The organism is Bacteroidota bacterium (genome assembly GCA_034439655.1).
GTDB lineage: Bacteria > Bacteroidota > Bacteroidia > UKL13-3 > UKL13-3 > CANJUD01.
On the sequence record JAWXAU010000170.1, the window covers coordinates 1 to 17,687 of the forward strand.

Here is a 17,687-nt window from a genome sequence, read left to right on the forward strand (position 1 = left end):
AAGTACGGTAACTATAATACTGTCGCAACCTTTTGTGGTGCTCAAGGTATCATTATAAGTACCCGAAGTTTTTCTGTAGGTTCCTGCAATTGATATACTGTCTCCACTGCAAATAGCTGCGGTTTTGTTGGTTGAATATTTGGGGTTAACCGTAAGGACGGTAACTATAATACTGTCGCAACCTTTTGTTGTGTTTAAGGTGTCATTAAAAGTACCTGATGCTTTTCTATAAGAACCAGCTAACAATATACTATCACCGTTGCAGATGGCTGCCAATTTGCTTGTTGAATATTTTGGGTTAACCGTAAGCACCGTGGCTATAATACTATCACATCCACTACTACTAGATAGCGAATCATTGTAGGTTCCAGAATTTTTTCTGTAGGAACCGGCTATTAAAATACTGTCGCCACTACAGATAGAAGTGCTAATATTTTTTGAATATTTTGAGTTAACTTTTATGGTAATAGAATCTGAAGTACTTGTTCCACCTGTTCCGCACACATTGGCAACGGTAACTGCATACTTGCCTGACGTTTTAACTGTAATACTTTGTGTAGTATCACCATTCGACCATAAATAGGATGTACTGCTACTTGCAGTTAGCTTTACAGAATCACCTTGACAAAAAGCGGTAGGGCCACTAGGTGTTATACTTGTAGGAGCAGAATTAATTGTAATAACTGCATCGTTGGTATTGATAGCACCCGTGGTTGAAAGTGCTCTTCCATCAAGCGAATCACCAGGCGTAAGAAAGGATATCGCACCATTATTGGCTACAATAGTTCCTTTAAAAACAGAGTGATCACTAATATCAACTGCACCTTCTATTTTCCAAAACACATTACTCGATTTTGTTCCACCTATTAATGACACACAACTATAAGATGTAGTAGTAAGTGCTCCATCTATTTGTATAACAAATACAGCATCCGAATTTCCTTGTGCATCTAAAAATATAGTATCATTAAGGTGTGTTGCGGCTTTTAAACGATATACATGGGGTGTTAACACTTGGCTATTTCCGAACAGAGCTGGTTTTAATAATTCAATATCATAAGGTAATGCATTGAGTGAATCATATAATATATTCAAATCTGTTTTTGCTTGAGCAGTGGACGTATCTGGTGTTGAATGTAATTTACCTGTTATTTTAGAGGTATCAAAACCCGTAATTGACCCGTTGTTTGTTCCCACATCGCCTACTATATAAGTAGTACCTGTATTTGTCATTGCTCCATCTTCAGTATATAACGCATAACATGCAGTGGTACCCATATTAGGTGCTGTAGGTCCTGTGAGCACTTTGCTTCCACAACCAATAGGAATACCTGCTGTAACACTTGTTACTGTAACTGCACCAATAGTAGTTAGAGCTCTTCCATTAAGTAAAACTCCTGAACCAAGTGTGATTGCACCTGTAGCTACAATACTACCACTAAATGATGAACCCGTTGCAATACCAACGGCACCAGTAATTTGCCAAAATATATTACATGCTTTTGCACCATTTTTTAATTGGACACTGGAACTTGCAGCAGCAGAAAATGCACCACTCATTTGAAATACCCAACAGGCACTAGAATTGTTCTGAGCATCTAATATAAGAATACCAGTTAGCGTTGAAGCTGCTGGCACATAATATACACCTGGAGTGAGTGATTGGCCACCCCCCATTCCAACTGCGATAGAATCCGTTGGCGATTGAGCTCCTAAATTATTATAGGCAAGCGTGGTATAATAATCGGCAGAATCGGTAATGGCATTGCCATTATGCATCTGTCCGTTCACATTCCCAAAACCTGTAGTAGCCCCAGAATTTGTTCCCACATTTCCTGTAATCTGCGATAAGCCAGTATTACCTATTGCACCGCTGCCTGTGAAAAGGACAAAGCTACCAGCTACGCCTAGATTGGGGGGAGTTTGACCAAACATAAATGTTGGCGTTAAAAATAATGACAGTGCGATTACTGCATTATATAAGTTTTTTTTACTCATAAGCTTTTGCTTTTTTAGAAGTTTGTGTTCGCCACAGCGAAGAAAGTTTTTCATGATATTGTTATTAATTATTATGGTTTTTTAATCTCGGTACAAGATTAGTTTGTTACAATAGGGGGGGCGTTACATACTGACGGGAATATGTTACATAATTCACAGTTTTGAAAAATGCATGATAACAATACTCACTATAAAATGGACTAAGAAACCAACGGAGTCGTGATTCTAGCCCTATAATAATCATATAGCAGATTGACTACAATAAAACCTAAAGGTGGGCTGAAAAACTATTGAATAACAATCTTCTTACTATAATGCTTATTACTGCTCGAGGCAGTAAGTATATACATTCCGCTAGTAAGGTTATTATTAAGCGTAAAATAATAGCTTTCCTTATCTGCTATTACCATTGCCGAGTAATGGGTTCTTCCAATCATATCTGTCAAAACTACTAGGTATTCAGTCGCCTTTACACCTGTAATTATCACATTTATATTATCAGACAGAACTGGATTTGGAAATACATTTAATCCAATGTCAAAAGCTGAAGAAAAATTAATCGATATAATTTTTGAATATTTATAGTCTTCATTAAAATCGGTTTGTTTAAGACGATAATATGAAATGCCTAAACAAGGATCTATGTCCATGGCTGAATAATTTTGTATTTGATTACTATTACCAAAGGAAGGTATGATGGCAAGAGTTTCAAAATAAAGGCCATCAATAGATTTTTCAACAGTATAATAATCATTATTGATTTCGGAAGCAGTTATCCATTTAATTTCAATAGCCCCATTATTTGCTATCGCAGTAAAATTTAATAATTGAATAGGCAAGGGGATATTAGCTTCATTTGATGTGAGACCAATTGCCCCGTTAGTAGTTAGTGCTCTTCCGTCGAGGACAACACCTGTACTTAACGTGATTGCTCCTGTCTTTGCTACTATTGTTCCTTTAAAAATAGAATACTCATCTATATAGACAGCACCATTTATTCTCCAAAAAACATTCTTTGCTTTCGCTCCATTGAGTAAAAATACGTGCGAATAGGTACTTGTTGTAAATGCACCATCAATTTTAAATATAAACATTGCATTTGCATTACCCTTTGCATCTAAATAAATTGAATCTGTAAATGTGGTAGCTGCATTCAAATAATAGATATAAGGTTTTAGCACCATGCCTTTACCAAATTGGGCAGGTTCAGCTAACTGCGAATCAGCCGTAAGACTGTCGAGATAATTATATAATATATCTAAATCATTTGCTGCTGCATCTGTTGTCGAATCGGGAGTAGCATGTATTGTGCCTGTAACATATTGCGAACTGAAACCAGTAGCGGATCCACTATTGGTACCCACATCGCCAGTAAGATAAGAAGTGCCTGTATTGCTCACTGCTCCGCTCGATGAGAATATCACAAACTTGGCGGTAGTGCCAAGATTAGGTGAGGTTTGAGCAAATATAATTGTCGGAATTAGAAATAAAACCAGCGATATTATTAAAGTATATAGATTTATTTTCACGGTAAATATTAATTGAATAATTAAGCAACAAAGTTGCGAACATTTAAACCATAAGACCTTACATATATATTAAAATATGTTATATATATCACTTGTTCCCGGTTATATATAATGCCGTTACAACTAACTAGTGGTTATCAGTTTTCTTACAAACTCTTATTCTTGACCACCTTCTTTTCTATATGCTCAACTTCTTGCATAAAATTCGCAATTCTTATATCATTATTTGGCCCATAAGCATCTATAAGTGTCCCCTTTTCGCCATTATAAGTTTCAATAGCAAATACGATAGCATTATCAGAAGGGTTAGATTCACCTTCGAAACGATAAAAGTTTACCACTTTAACTTGTTCCGGCAAATAAATTCTTTCTGTAGTAAGTGATTGTAGACCCAGCGATGTTGCCTTAAACTGTGTTGAAAAACCTACTTTATCTAACGTATCTAGACATGAGATCATAGTACTCATTTCTCGTTTGTCATTCGATGGATTGTGCATCATACTTAAGATATAATATAAAAATTTTTTCATTTATTTATTACTTCCATATCTTCCAATGGATAATTACCTGTGTTAAGTGTAAAGTTATATTCCTGAAAATGCGGTATCAGTTCTCGTATAAAATCGGCATTCAACTTAAATTTCTTTACTGGTATTTTTTCAGTACGAATCGTGCTATTTTCCATGCGGTCTTTATCAATGGCAAACACAGTTACATTGGTTTCTTTTCCATAATGTGCTTTAACCGCCAATACTTCAAATCGATCTGGATTATAATTTTCAATATGTTCCGCACAATAATTATTAAAGGTACTTTCAGGTTTAAATTTAATGGATATCACACCTACTAAATCATCTTTTATTTGGGTATCAGGACTTAATTGCATTGTATTATAATTTTTAATGTTTGTTAATAATGAGGTGCTTTATTTAACCTTATCTGGAAAATGTGTTACAATACCCATATAAAGCATGTCCGACATTTTCAATATTTCTTCATGCACTTTATCATAAGCCTGCACATCTGCGGCATAATTTTTCTGCTGGCGTGCTAGTGCTTCGTCGGTTGTTAATTTAAGATGTTCATGCATCATAGTTTTCATTTCATCCAATTTCCAATTTGGGTTTGCACCACATAAAAATGCTGAAATTTCATCGGCATTAACATACCATTTTTTAATAATATCATCGATAGCGGTCTTATTGTTTGCTTTTACAGCTTTAAGTAAATCACCTGATTGTACTATATGTGTATGAAGAAGTTCAGTCAATTTTTTGCCTGCCTCATCGCCATAATATGGTTTAATGGCATTACCAATATCATCTTGGTTTTTCAATAAACGCTTGAGTGCTTCATCTTTTCCTGGCAAATCATCAATAATATTTAAAATAACATTTCTTGTCCAAGTAACGTGGTCTTCCCATAGTTTACGCATTGCAATTTTGAGATTTGCTTTAGCAGAGCACTTCGCTTCATCCAACTCAGTCTTTTTCTCTGCTGGCCCCTTTTTGCTAGCTGTTGAGCTATTGCAGGCAAAGATAAAAAGACTCCCAACAAATGAGCTTGCAAGCACAAATAATGTAATCTTTTTGTTTAAATTTTCCATTTTGTAAAAATATATTTATTCGTTGTATATTATAGTATTATTTGTCTTCCTCTAGATCGTTATGATCGTCTCCGCCTAAACTATAATAATTATTCTCCTCATCTTCGCTTCCTATATTTTCTTGCTCATCATCCAATTCAGAGCCTGGTACGTCTAAATCGCTTCCGCTTAAATCTTCCTCAAAGTCTTTTTCATTCCTTCTTCCTTTTTTCTCTTCAGATATTTTAACTTTTGATCCGTCATCTGTATTGAGATTCTCTTCCTTATATTTCTCAAATATATCATCTTCTGGAGGATAAGCTGGGTAGCCTGGAAGGATATTTCCTTCTTGTTCCTTATCAGTATTTGTAGGCATTTTTTAAAACTATTATAAGTTATTCAGTACAGCAAAAATGAATATATTCACCTTTATAACCGTTATACAAATAGTATTATAAGTTGTATAATTCACGGTATCCTAGATATTATATTTCTTTTAATTATTTAAACCCTTGTTTTAATAATCTGTTCTAATTGATTTGCCGAAACTACACCCGATTGACGCCATTTTACTTGGCCGTCCTTAAATAAGATTAAGGTGGGTACGCCCAATATTTTATAGGTTGATGCCAATGTCGGATTTTTATCTACATTTATTTTTATAATTGTAGCATTTTCTCCTACCATCACTTTCAGGTCATCGAGAATAGTAGACATCATTTTGCAAGGGCCACACCATTCTGTGGAGAAATCTACCAATACTGGTCGTCCAGAGTTTATTGTCTGTTGAAAACTTGCCATCTTTTTGCTTTCTAAATTAATTATTGTATTTCAAGCTTCCGATTTTTATTAACTATTTACAGGAATTCAATAAAAATCACAGATGCGAAAAATGTTTTCTCACGAATGAATGCTGTTGGTTCTCCGTCATTTTATCTGCTGGCAAAATATCAATTTTTACTTTTTCAAAACGATGGTCTGCTCTCAAAATATTAAGCAATTCAACCTTTGCATCAGTAGGACCAAAGAGTAGTACCTCATTATAGTCTTTAATTATATTACCTAAATTTTTATAATAATCTGCTTGCTGATGCTGTTCTTTATTATGCATCAGTTGTTCACTTTTGTTCAAACTCGCTTCTTTTTGTTGTTGTGTAAATTTCGATTCGAGAATCGTTGTCTCAATGGGATCTGCTGTAAATTCCATGATATGAGCGTTTGAATGATCCATCCAAATTCCCAATTTTTTTTGTATACTCATTGATATAATTGTTTATTTTAATATATTAATTATTGTGCGGTGTATCCGCCATCTATTGTATAATAAGAACCTGTAACAAACGACGATTTTGAAGAGCTTAACCACAGTACTAATTCTGCAACTTCTTCGGCAGTGCCTAGTCTTCCCATGGGGTGTAACTTCGCCAATCCATCTAAGGTAGCATTGTCAAGTGTCTTGGTAAGTAATGGTGTAACTATATATCCCGGTCCTACCGAATTAACACGAATTTTCTTATCAGCATATTCTAATGCAGTAGTTTTGGTAAGTCCCACCACACCATGTTTTGCTGCTACATAAGCTGGCGAACCTTTTGTGCCCACCGATCCTAATATAGATGCCATATTTACGATACTACCACCTCCCGATTCGAGCATAGCAGGTATTTGATAGCACATGCCATAAAAAACCCCTGATAGATTAATACTGATTAATCTATCCCAAGAGTCTATTGGATACTCGCCTGTGGGAGCTACATATCCTCCAATACCTGCATTATTACAGGTAATGTGCAACCCTCCATAATGGTTAACAGTTTGTTCAACGAGTGCTTGGTGGTCGGTCGATTTTGAAGTATCGGCTAATATTAAAATAGCTTCTCCGCCTTGTGCTTTTATTTGCGACACAGTTTCATTTCCACCCTCCGCATCGATATCCGACACCACTACCCTAGCACCTTCCGATGCAAATAATAGTGCCGTTGCTCTGCCAATTCCTGAACTTGCACCTGTAACAATCGCTATTTTATCTTCTAAATCTTTCATTTCTATTTTTTAATCTTATGTTTCATTCTCTCAATTAGCCTGTCATTCTTCCTTTGTCATCCTGAGCCTGTGGAAGGATTGTCGAAGAATCAGAATTTATAATACAAAGCCGTTTCGCCAGTTAAATTAAGTTGCGTAAAGTTATTATAACTCGCAAGGCCACCCATGAGGTTAAATCCTATTCGCTTCGAGATAATAAATTCCATTCCGAATCCTAAACCATTATTAATATATAATTCCGAGAATTCTTGTGCTACAGGGTCAGTCTTAGTAGGATCGTAGATGAAATTTGTATAGGAATTATAATATAGATGATTGCCCTGATACAAATATAAATTTGACATTTTATTATCGATTAATTTATATAAAAATGTAACACCTACACTATATCTATCTACTTCTTTATTATGATAGGGAGCAAAATTAATTTGTACGCCAAACTTGTCGGGAAAATATCGATATGAAATACCATACCCTGTTGTAAAACCAATCCCTGCCCCAATTCCATGCTTGAATTTTTTAATAGGTTCTTCTTTTGGCAAGTCTTGCCCAAACAATGTTATATGATTTAGGAACAAGAGACATGTTAAACTTAAAATAATTTTCATAATGATTTTTAATTATTAAAATTAATCCATTTCTGGAACGGTATTATACAAGTCGGAAGGAGGTGTAAACTCATGTGGTTGTGTGCGAGGCGTCTGCTCAGGCATCTCCCAATCCTCCCCATGCGGGTGTTTACGAGGCACTTGTTCTTCATGCTTTGCCAGTTGTTTTTGAATTTGGTTCACATCTGCTATTGCTGATGTTTTCTCGAAAGCAATCGGTATTTCGTTTTCAGTTTTGTCTGTTTTCATAGGAGTATTTAAAAATTGATTTGTCCGTGTCGCAACAGCCAAGGCTTAGCGAATGTGTTTATCTATTTTGTATGCTTAGGTATATCGTGCTCTAATATTTTCTTTCTGTCTAAATATTCTTCCTTGTTTATTTCACCCAAAGCAAAACGTTTGTGCAAAATATCAAATGGTGTATCTTTCTTTTTTCGCTGACCAGGAATATCATAAGGTATGGCAAAAATCCAAAATAATAATACAATCCAAATGCACCACCACACAAGATGCATCCCAAAATATTGATAGCCGTAATCGTTCATATATATTTATACTTCTTAAATAATACTGCAAAGGTGGATGGATATATACAGGACTATATTACACAAATTAACTTTTTAGTTACATATATCACATATTTATATTTCGCAAATTTGAATTTACTTATAAACTTTTGCTTTAATTATTTTTTCCAATTGTGGAGCAGAAACAAGCCCCGACTGTCGCCATTTTACTTCCCCTTTGTTAAATAAAATTAAAGTAGGGACACCCAAAATTTGATATCTTGAAGCAGCCTTAGGATTTCTATCCACATCCACTTTAAGTATAGTGGCATTATCTCCTACTATCTCTTTTAACTCATCAAGAATGCCAACCATCATTTTGCATGGTCCACACCAATCGGCTGAAAAATTGACCAATACAGGTTTCTCAGCATTTATTATTTCATTGAAAGAAGACATATTGATTTTACTGTTTTTACTACTTGTTTTTCTAATCACAAAATGATGAAAGCCGATTATAATTATATTATATCTAATTACTAAATGTAAAATCCTAAAAAGCAATGACTACTCATACAAGAATTTATAAGAATCAAAGGAATAATTATTATCGTTAGTTGGGGTTTCAATTGCAACAGGCTTAGCATCCTCCTTTATACGCTCAATAGGTGCTTGCCTACTATCGTCATCTTCTCCAAAAGGATTTTCAGCGGCTAATTGTTCGCTATTTTGAGGGGCTTGATTTTTTTCTCCAGAGGGATGGGTGCTGTTTTCCGATTTTTCGCTTTTCATGATGGTGTATATTTAATTATTGTTAGTATAATTTTGTGCTAAACTGAGGTTACTTAATTGGGATTTTCGTTATAGTGGTGCTAAAATATGTAGGCAAATAAATGGTAACTTGATGGCCTTAATTTTGAATTTATATATGCAAAGATGATTGCTTGTTATTTTAAAAGTATTACATAATTCTGGGAAAATTTTACATAAATCCCATTTAAAATATTGGGCAGTGCAGCGAAAATGAAAATAAATTCGCATATTAAATTTGAATTACCTTTGCACAATCATAAAATATTAATATGCAACATGAAATATCGTACTGAAAAAGACAGCATGGGCGAAGTGCAAGTGCCTGCCGAAAAATACTGGGGGGCACAAACAGAACGCTCTAGAAACAATTTTAAAATCGGCCCCGAGGGCAGCATGCCCGTTGAAATAATCAGGGCTTTCGGTGTACTCAAAAAATGTGCGGCTTTAGCAAATTTTAAATTGGGAAAATTATCAAAAGAAAAATGCAATTTGATAACAAAAGTATGTGATGAAATTATTGCGGGCAAACTCGATCATGAATTCCCATTGGTAATATGGCAAACAGGTAGTGGCACCCAAAGTAATATGAATGTGAACGAGGTGATAGCCAATAGAGCCCAAGTAATAAGTGGCGGCAAGCTCAACGACAAAAATAAAATTTTGCACCCCAATGACGATGTTAACAAATCGCAATCGAGCAATGATACCTACCCCACAGCTATGAGCATCGCAGTATATATGCAAGTAATTGATTATACCCTTCCGGGCATTCAAGCACTTAAAACCACAATTAAACACAAAGCCCGTGAGTTTAAAAATATCGTAAAAATTGGTCGCACGCATTTAATGGATGCAACACCATTAACACTCGGACAAGAGTTTAGCGGCTATGTGCAACAATTAAGAATGAGTGTGAAAGCTGTTAATAATTCCTTGCCGGGAGCAGCAGAATTAGCATTGGGTGGCACAGCAGTGGGCACAGGTTTGAATGCTCCCGAAGGATATTCGAAATTGGTAGCACAGTTAATAGCAAAAGAAACCGGACTTCCTTTTATAACAGCTCCCAATAAATTTGAAGCACTTGCCGCTCACGATGCTATGGTAGAACTTCACGGAGCATTGAAACGAACTGCAGTAAGTTGTATGAAAATAGCCAATGATATTAGATTGTTAAGTTCAGGCCCACGCAGCGGAATAGGAGAAATATTTATTCCTGAAAACGAACCTGGCAGCAGCATTATGCCGGGCAAAGTAAACCCTACACAATGCGAAGCACTTACCATGGTTTGTGCCCAAATAATGGGGAATGATGTAGCGGTTACCATAGGTGGTAGCAATGGGCATTTTGAGCTTAATGTTTTTAAACCTATGATAGCGTTCAACTTGCTTCAATCAGCCAGATTGCTAGGACAGGCATGCTTGTCGTTCAACGATAATTGTGCTGTAGGTATTGAACCCAATTACAAAGAAATAAAAAACAAAGTAGAAAACTCGTTGATGTTGGTTACTGCATTGAATAGCCATATTGGTTATGATAATGCTGCCAAAATTGCCAAGAAAGCACATAAAGAAAATATATCATTGCGTGAAGCAGCTATATCACTAAAACTAGTTACCAGTAAGCAGTTCGACAAATGGGTAAAACCCAAAGATATGGTAGGGGAAGTAGTGGTGGAATAATCCTTATTTGCTTTTGATATTTTTTGAATTGTATAATTCTGCTGAAACTATTATATACCTGTAATTTGGTTGTTGAAAGTTTTTTTATATAAAAATATTAGGATTATCATATTATTTTTAATAGTTGTCATTCTCCAAATAATTCGTATAAATAAAAATTTTTAACCCTTTTTTTACGGTCCCGCCTATTTATTGCCTTATGACAAATAATACCGAAACTCAATATATAATAGTCCAAAAGAAAGGGACTAATTTCCCCGCATCCCGATAATTATCGGGATTAAGCGGGGCATTCGGGATGTAGTTCGGCATTGCCATTCTACAAACCAATCTGCCACAGGCGGAGAGCTAATATAGTTTAAGAATTGGTATTACCTTCCCTTTTTCATAAGCTTCGATACTTTTTAAAATATCAGAATTGGTTATTTCATTAGCACCAATAGCTTTCAAAATTTTCTTACTGTCATCTATTTCAATATCTAATTTATATTTCATATTATTATATCATTTGTTTACAATGATATAAAATAAACATTATGAGGCAAAAAATATTTAAGGTTAATTTCGTTAGCTCTTCATCCATATAACCGCCTGTAACTTTTTCCCAAATTATCCGTATCAATCCAAATAAAAATCCTATAAATTTGTCACTTTAATCCCCAACACATGAAAAAAATATTTACTATCGTTTTAATTCTCTACACTGCCTATTTACAGGCACAAAAACCAAGCACAAAACTGGAAGAAAAAAAAACCGAAGAAAAGAAAGAAGCTTTGTTCAATAAAGACACTTATGGTGCTCTCAAATTCCGTAGTGTGGGGCCTGCAGTCACCTCTGGAAGAATTGTGGATATTACAGTGAACCCCAATAATAAATCGCAGTGGTATATTGCTGCTGGTGCCGGGGGAGTTTGGAAAACAGACAATGCTGGTACAAGTTTCAAACCCATTTTTGATGGACAAGGTTCTTATTCTATAGGCTGCGTAGTGATTGACCCAAGTAATGATAATACAATATGGGTGGGAACAGGAGAAAATAATAACCAACGTGCCGTAGGCTATGGCGACGGTATATATAAATCGGAAGATGGTGGAAAAACATGGAAAAATATGGGCTTGAAAACATCAGAACATATAGGACAAATAGTTGTTGACCCAGGTAATAGTAATATAGTATATGCAGCTGCTTACGGCCCACTGTGGAGTGCTGGTGGCGAACGTGGAATATATAAAACAATTGATGGGGGCACTACTTGGAAAAGAGTATTATATATATCAGAAAATACAGGCTGCAATGAAGTGCATATAGACCCCAGGCATTCCAATATATTATATGCCACGGCACACCAACGACGCAGGCACGAGTGGACATATATAAGCGGCGGACCCGAATCGGCGATATATAAAAGTGTAGATTTTGGAGAAACTTGGACCAAGCTAAGTAGTGGTTTACCTCAAGCTGATATGGGGCGTGTAGGACTTGCTATTTCTCCCGTAAATACCGATTATATATATGCTATCATAGAAGCTACCGAAGATGAAAGAGGTTTTTACCGTTCTACCGACCGTGGTGCAAGCTGGGAAAAACGCAGTGGGCATAGCACCGCAGGAAACTATTATACAGAAATTTTTGCCGACCCTTCAAATTTAGATAAAGTATATTCCATGGATACTTGGGCTGCAGTTACCTTAGATGGTGGAAAAACCTTTGGCAAAGTGGGCGAAAAAAATAAGCATGTCGATAATCATGCGATATGGATCGACAAAGCAAATGTAAAACATATATTAATGGGCTGCGATGGCGGCTTATATGAAACTTGGGATAATGCTAAAACTTGGGACTTCAAAAGCAATTTACCTATTACACAATTTTACCGTGTGAGTGTGGACAATGCTGAACCTTTTTATAATATATATGGAGGCACCCAAGATAACAATACTTTAGGCGGCCCCTCACGCACCATTAGTGCCACTGGAATTACCAATGCCGATTGGTTTGTAACCGTAGGAGGTGACGGATTTGAAACGGTAATTGATCCTAAAGATCCCAATATTATATATTCACAATGGCAGTATGGTGGACTGGTAAGATATGATAAGAAATCGGGCGAAGCTATTGATATAAGACCACAAGAAAAAGAAGGAGAATCGGCATATAAATTTAATTGGGATGCTCCACTTTTAGTTAGTAATTTTTTGAACACACGTATATATTTTGCTGCACAAAAAGTATTTAAAAGTGATGACCGTGGCAATACTTGGCAAGTAATAAGTGGAGATTTAACACGCGGCTTAGATCGCAATAAACTACCTATAATGGATAGAATATGGGGCATGGATGCTGTTGCTAAAAACCAAAGTACTTCTATATATGGTAATATTACCGCTTTAAGTGAATCGCCGCTCAATGAAAACTTATTATATGCAGGCACCGATGATGGTTTGATACAAACAACTAATGATGGTGGAAAAAATTGGAACAAAATAGAAGTATTTAATGGCGTACCTGATAAAACTTTGGTATTAAATATTACCGCATCGCAGCATAATGAAAATATTGTTTATGCTATATTCAATAACCATCGTAATGGCGATTTCAAACCTTATTTGTTAAAGAGCAATGATAAAGGAAAAACATGGTCAGGTATTTCCAAAGGCTTGCCTGAACGAGGCTCTACGTATTGCGTGGCAGAGGACCATATCAATGCAAATCTATTATTTGTGGGAACTGAATTTGGAATATACTTTACTTTGAATGGCGGGCTTGATTGGACAAAACTATCAGGGGGTTTGCCCATTACTTGTATAAAAGATATCGCTATTCAAAAACGTGAAAACGATATTGTTATTGCTACCTTTGGAAGAGGATTTTATGTATTAGATGATTACAGCATTTTGCAGAAAATTAAAGCCGATGATTTAAAAGAAACTGCACATATATTCCCTGTTAAAGACGGTATGGTGTTTAACACTTCAACCCCCTATGGCCACAAAGGAAAATCGTTTCAAGGTGAAAGTTTTTTCAATACAGAGAACCCAGCTACTGGGTCTACGATTCGTTATTATATAAAAGATGACTATAATACTATTAAAGAAAAAAGAAAAGAAGCGGAAAAAGCAAAATTCAAAAACAAATTGCCAGTTTATTATCCGCCTGTGGATTCAATCCGTTTAGAAGATAAAGAAGAAGCCACTTATATAGTTTTGGTGATTTCTGATATGCAAAACCATGTAGTTCGCAAACTAAAACAGACTGCAAAAAAAGGACTATATAGTATTACTTGGGATGGGCATTTGGAAGTGACAAGCCCCGTAAGTTTTTATACCCCCGACCCAGACAACCCATACGAAAGTGGCGAGACAGGACCAATGGCATTGCCCGGCAAATATCAAGTTCGTTTGGAATTAGTCCAAGGTTTTACCGTAACAAAACTATGCTCCGATATAACTTTTAATATTATAACATTGAATAATTCTTCCTTGGCCGTTGACAGAAATAAACTCGAACAATTCAATAATCGTTTGGCTGAATTTAGAAGAATCGTGAAAGGTGTAAATGAATATATTGGAGAAATGCATAATCGGATTAAATATATAAAAGCAGGATTGCTACAAATTGCCAATGCTGATGAAAATACACATAAACAAGTAAAGCAAATTGAAGAAGAACTTACCACTATCAGTTTATCAATGCATGGTGATGGAAGCATGGCCAGACGTGAGTTTGAGACCTTGCCTGGATTATTAGGGTCGGTAGAAAATATAGTAGGAAACTTGTGGAGTACCAGCGTGCAGCAAACTACCACGTATGAAGAAAAATTAGCCTCCTGCGAAACTAGATTCATCCCCATATATGCCAAAGTAAAGGAAGTAAAAACACTTTTGGAACAATTGGAAAAACAACTGGATAATATGAAAGCTCCGTACACTCCAGGAAGATTTCCTGAGTGGAAATAATATTTATCTAGTAGGCCATCATGCTGAATTTATTTCAGCATTTCTTACTAAATAAACAATCAGTCAAATAGATGTTGAAATAAATTCAGCACGATGTCGCAGCATCGACAAAATTTCGCGTCAGCGTCATCAGGCGTCAGCGTCATGCTGCACTTGTTTCAGCATCTCAGTAAAACAATATCATACAATAGATTCTGAATCTAGAAAGCATTTGGAATCAGAATGACGACCTACTTCAAATTAAACCAAATCCAATTTCATTTGTTTAACCAATATGAGAAAAATATACCTGGCTTTTTTGATCTTTATATATCATAATCTATCTGCACAAAATGATATACAAATAAACCCCAACCAATCTTTTTGTGGAGAAAGCAATTTAGCTGTCAATCCCACCAATGGCAATATGGTGGTGGCTTGGATGAAACTAACAGCAGTCACTCCTATCCCAATAATTTCAATGGCAGTGAGCAATAGCACCGATGGAGGAAAGACCTGGAGCAATCCCGTTTATATGCCCCATTACTTTAAAACAGGAACCTCCGCCGACCCAACTATGGCTTATAATAGTAGTGGTGAATTGTTTTTGGTATATATAGATAGTAAGCTCGCTAAAGATAGTGGCGGCGTATATATTAGTAAGTCGAGCGATGATGGAAAAAACTGGGCTGCCCCCAATAAATTAATTGATTTTAATGATGGCCCTGATATTCCGATTGACCGTCCCTTTATTGCAATTGATAAAAGTAATAATATACATAAAGGAAGAATTTATGTTACGTCTAAAAGCTATAAAGATGGTCAGAAGCCGCATCACATCTGGTATACATTTTCTGACAATAAAGGCAAAACGTGGAATCCACCCGCAGTGCTCGACACACTTTGTATTCCTATCGACCCCAATAGCAGCACAGCTTGCTACCCCGCAATAAACAGTACGGGTAAATTTATGGTGATGTACTTTTCCTATAATACTAAATATAACATATACCCTAGAATTCTAGTTGCTGAAAGCTATGATGGAATAAATTTCACATTCAATCCCGCTCTCAATTTATCTGCAATTTCAGCCATCCCTGCAACCGACAGTTTATTGCAACCTAGCATGTCGTTTACCACAAACCCTCAGGACTCCAATAATTATATGATTTGCTGGGCTGACAATCGCAATAATGATTTGGATATATATTCCATTTATACATCCGATGGAAAGAACTGGTCCACTCCTAATCGTGTAAACGATGATAATATATCAAATGGATTTCACCAAGATATGTGCTGGTCTGCTGTTTCTCCCAATGGCACCTTTGGTATAGGCTGGCGTGATAGAAGAAATAATACAAAAAATCAGAATTCAGATTATGTTATATATTGTGCAGTAAGCACAGATAAAGGTAAAACATTTCAATCAAATATTAAAATTAATCAAATTTCAGGATCTTTAATGGTACCCGTAGATGGAAATGATTTTATAGGACTTGAAGTAAGTGATAGTATGCTCATGTCCACTTGGGCTGATAAACGCAATGGCAAAAATCAATTATATTATAATAGTAAAAAGTATATAACAAATACCGCTATTGCAAATAATTTTGACATCAATAATGGTATTAGTATATATCCTAATCCTGCTGATGAAGTAATTAATATATATATAAAGGACAATAGATCAAACTATATAATTGAAATTACTGATCTGCTTGGACAGCAGGTTTACAAACAGAGTACAAGCATAAACCTCACTCCCATTTCTACAAAATCGTTCGCTGCAAAAGGAGCTTACCTTGTAAAAATATTCGACAAAAAAGGCATAGAGTATTATAGTTCGAAGATTGTGGTTCAATAACCGCTCCACGTCATTATGAGTCTTTTTTGTCATCCTGTGTTAATCGAAGGATAGGCAAAAAGTAATCTGTCTAATTAGCCTTCGATAAACTCAGAATGCCCCCTTTAAACTCCCAACATCTTCTCTATAATATATGCCAACTTAGGTTCCCCTTTAGCAGCAGCACCGAGCAAGTCTTTAATATTTGCTTTTTTAAGTTTGGGTTCATAACATAAATCAGATATAATACTTGCAGCAAAAACAGGCAAACCCATGTGTGCTGCCACAATTACTTCAGGCACGGTACTCATTCCCACACAGTCAGCTCCGATTATACGCAAGAATTTATATTCTGCACGTGTTTCTAAATTTGGGCCAGGCACACTTACATATATTCCTTTGTGTATATGATAACCTGCATCTTTCCCAATCACATAACCCTGCTCTACCATTTGCAAATCATAAGGTTCCATCATATCAGGAAAACGTGGGCCAAGTTCATCAAAATTTTTTCCTGTTAATGGATTTTCAGTTTGCAAATTAATATGATCTTCTATAATAACTATATCACCTAAATTATAATTAGGATTTAAGCCACCCGATATATTAGAAACAAATAATTTTTCTATGCCTAACATCTTCATCACCCGCACAGGGAAGGTAAGTTGCTGCATATTATAACCTTCGTAGGAATGAAAACGACCTTGCATAGCTACCACTTTTTTGCCTGCTAACATTCCAAAAATTAATTTGCCTTGGTGGGTCTCCACCGTGGAGATTTCGAAATGCGGCAGATCCTGATAATCGAATGTTTGATGCACTTCTATCTTATCAGCCAACATACCCAATCCTGTGCCGAGTATAATACCCACTTCGGGCACAAACGGCGTGCGTGTTCTTATATATTTGGTGCTGTATATTATTTTATCCATAAGAATAGTATAAAGTAGTTAGCCCGCCGCGGCGGGAATTATCAAGTACAAAAATACAGCAATTTAAGGATTTATGTACTGCTATGTAATTAGCCCACCTGCAAAATTCTGTGTTGCGTATAAAACCTACTTCGGAAATGAAAGTGCCGTGGTACTTTATATATATATAGTACAAGTGCTTAGATTATTTATACTATATATATATATATAT

At 35.8% G+C, this 17,687-nt stretch carries 19 protein-coding genes; 3 read left to right on the plus strand and 16 right to left on the minus strand.

The window, feature by feature from the left end; all coding sequences use genetic code 11:
* The 14 genes from SGJ10_12745 to SGJ10_12810 form a co-directional block, all read right to left on the minus strand.
* Positions 1-1,998, minus strand: a 1,998-nt coding sequence (locus SGJ10_12745; GenBank protein ID MDZ4758992.1) for an ice-binding family protein, incomplete at its 3' end; no start/stop codon positions are given.
* Positions 1,999-2,285: 287 nt separating this feature from the next.
* Positions 2,286-3,527 carry an ice-binding family protein gene (locus tag SGJ10_12750; protein ID MDZ4758993.1) on the minus strand — a complete coding sequence of 414 codons (1,242 nt, stop codon included), beginning with the start codon at positions 3,525-3,527 and terminating at the stop codon, positions 2,286-2,288.
* Positions 3,528-3,673: 146 nt separating this feature from the next.
* Entirely contained in the window at positions 3,674-4,057 is a 384-nt protein-coding gene (locus SGJ10_12755) for a hypothetical protein (protein MDZ4758994.1), read from the minus strand.
* Positions 4,054-4,413 carry a hypothetical protein gene (locus SGJ10_12760; GenBank protein MDZ4758995.1) on the minus strand — a complete coding sequence of 120 codons (360 nt, stop codon included), beginning with the start codon at positions 4,411-4,413 and terminating at the stop codon, positions 4,054-4,056. The genes SGJ10_12755 and SGJ10_12760 overlap by 4 nt, the downstream gene beginning before the upstream one ends.
* 39 nt (positions 4,414-4,452) lie before the next feature.
* Positions 4,453-5,133 (minus strand): glycosyltransferase, encoded by a 681-nt coding sequence (locus tag SGJ10_12765; GenBank protein ID MDZ4758996.1) that lies wholly within the window; start codon positions 5,131-5,133, stop codon positions 4,453-4,455.
* A 37-nt stretch (positions 5,134-5,170) separates the two neighbouring features.
* Complete coding sequence (locus SGJ10_12770) at positions 5,171-5,488, minus strand: hypothetical protein (GenBank protein ID MDZ4758997.1); 318 nt, start codon at positions 5,486-5,488, stop codon at positions 5,171-5,173.
* A gap of 128 nt (positions 5,489-5,616) precedes the next feature.
* Positions 5,617-5,913 (minus strand): thioredoxin, encoded by a 297-nt coding sequence (trxA, locus tag SGJ10_12775; protein MDZ4758998.1) that lies wholly within the window; start codon positions 5,911-5,913, stop codon positions 5,617-5,619.
* Positions 5,914-5,989: 76 nt separating this feature from the next.
* Complete coding sequence (locus SGJ10_12780) at positions 5,990-6,373, minus strand: hypothetical protein (protein MDZ4758999.1); 384 nt, start codon at positions 6,371-6,373, stop codon at positions 5,990-5,992.
* 29 nt (positions 6,374-6,402) lie between these two features.
* The gene (locus SGJ10_12785) at positions 6,403-7,155 is read right to left on the minus strand and encodes a glucose 1-dehydrogenase (protein MDZ4759000.1); all 753 of its coding nucleotides are present in this window, start codon (positions 7,153-7,155) and stop codon (positions 6,403-6,405) included.
* Positions 7,156-7,244: 89 nt separating this feature from the next.
* On the minus strand, positions 7,245-7,763 hold the full coding sequence (locus tag SGJ10_12790; GenBank protein ID MDZ4759001.1) for a hypothetical protein: 519 nt from the start codon (positions 7,761-7,763) through the stop codon (positions 7,245-7,247).
* Between the two features lie 21 nt (positions 7,764-7,784).
* Positions 7,785-8,012 carry a hypothetical protein gene (locus tag SGJ10_12795; GenBank protein ID MDZ4759002.1) on the minus strand — a complete coding sequence of 76 codons (228 nt, stop codon included), beginning with the start codon at positions 8,010-8,012 and terminating at the stop codon, positions 7,785-7,787.
* Positions 8,013-8,074: 62 nt separating this feature from the next.
* Positions 8,075-8,308, minus strand: coding sequence for an SHOCT domain-containing protein (locus tag SGJ10_12800; GenBank protein MDZ4759003.1), 234 nt, complete (start codon positions 8,306-8,308; stop codon positions 8,075-8,077).
* 117 nt (positions 8,309-8,425) lie between these two features.
* Positions 8,426-8,728 (minus strand): thioredoxin family protein, encoded by a 303-nt coding sequence (locus tag SGJ10_12805; protein MDZ4759004.1) that lies wholly within the window; start codon positions 8,726-8,728, stop codon positions 8,426-8,428.
* Between the two features lie 108 nt (positions 8,729-8,836).
* Positions 8,837-9,061: a hypothetical protein gene (locus SGJ10_12810; GenBank protein MDZ4759005.1), complete on the minus strand. Its 225-nt coding sequence runs from the start codon at positions 9,059-9,061 to the stop codon at positions 8,837-8,839.
* Between the two features lie 297 nt (positions 9,062-9,358).
* Here SGJ10_12810 and fumC point away from each other — a divergent pair, with 297 nt between their 5' ends.
* On the plus strand, positions 9,359-10,762 hold the full coding sequence (gene fumC, locus SGJ10_12815) for a class II fumarate hydratase (protein MDZ4759006.1): 1,404 nt from the start codon (positions 9,359-9,361) through the stop codon (positions 10,760-10,762).
* A 348-nt stretch (positions 10,763-11,110) separates the two neighbouring features.
* Here the strand turns inward: fumC and SGJ10_12820 are convergent, their stop codons facing one another.
* Complete coding sequence (locus SGJ10_12820; protein ID MDZ4759007.1) at positions 11,111-11,257, minus strand: hypothetical protein; 147 nt, start codon at positions 11,255-11,257, stop codon at positions 11,111-11,113.
* A 171-nt stretch (positions 11,258-11,428) separates the two neighbouring features.
* On the opposite strand from SGJ10_12820, the gene SGJ10_12825 reads away from it, so the two are divergent.
* The gene (locus SGJ10_12825) at positions 11,429-14,719 is read left to right on the plus strand and encodes a glycosyl hydrolase (GenBank protein MDZ4759008.1); all 3,291 of its coding nucleotides are present in this window, start codon (positions 11,429-11,431) and stop codon (positions 14,717-14,719) included.
* A gap of 274 nt (positions 14,720-14,993) precedes the next feature.
* Positions 14,994-16,565: an exo-alpha-sialidase gene (locus SGJ10_12830; GenBank protein ID MDZ4759009.1), complete on the plus strand. Its 1,572-nt coding sequence runs from the start codon at positions 14,994-14,996 to the stop codon at positions 16,563-16,565.
* 104 nt (positions 16,566-16,669) lie between these two features.
* On the opposite strand, the gene SGJ10_12835 is transcribed toward SGJ10_12830, so the two are convergent.
* Positions 16,670-17,476 (minus strand): purine-nucleoside phosphorylase, encoded by an 807-nt coding sequence (locus SGJ10_12835; protein ID MDZ4759010.1) that lies wholly within the window; start codon positions 17,474-17,476, stop codon positions 16,670-16,672.
* Between the last annotated feature and the right edge of the window lie 211 nt (positions 17,477-17,687).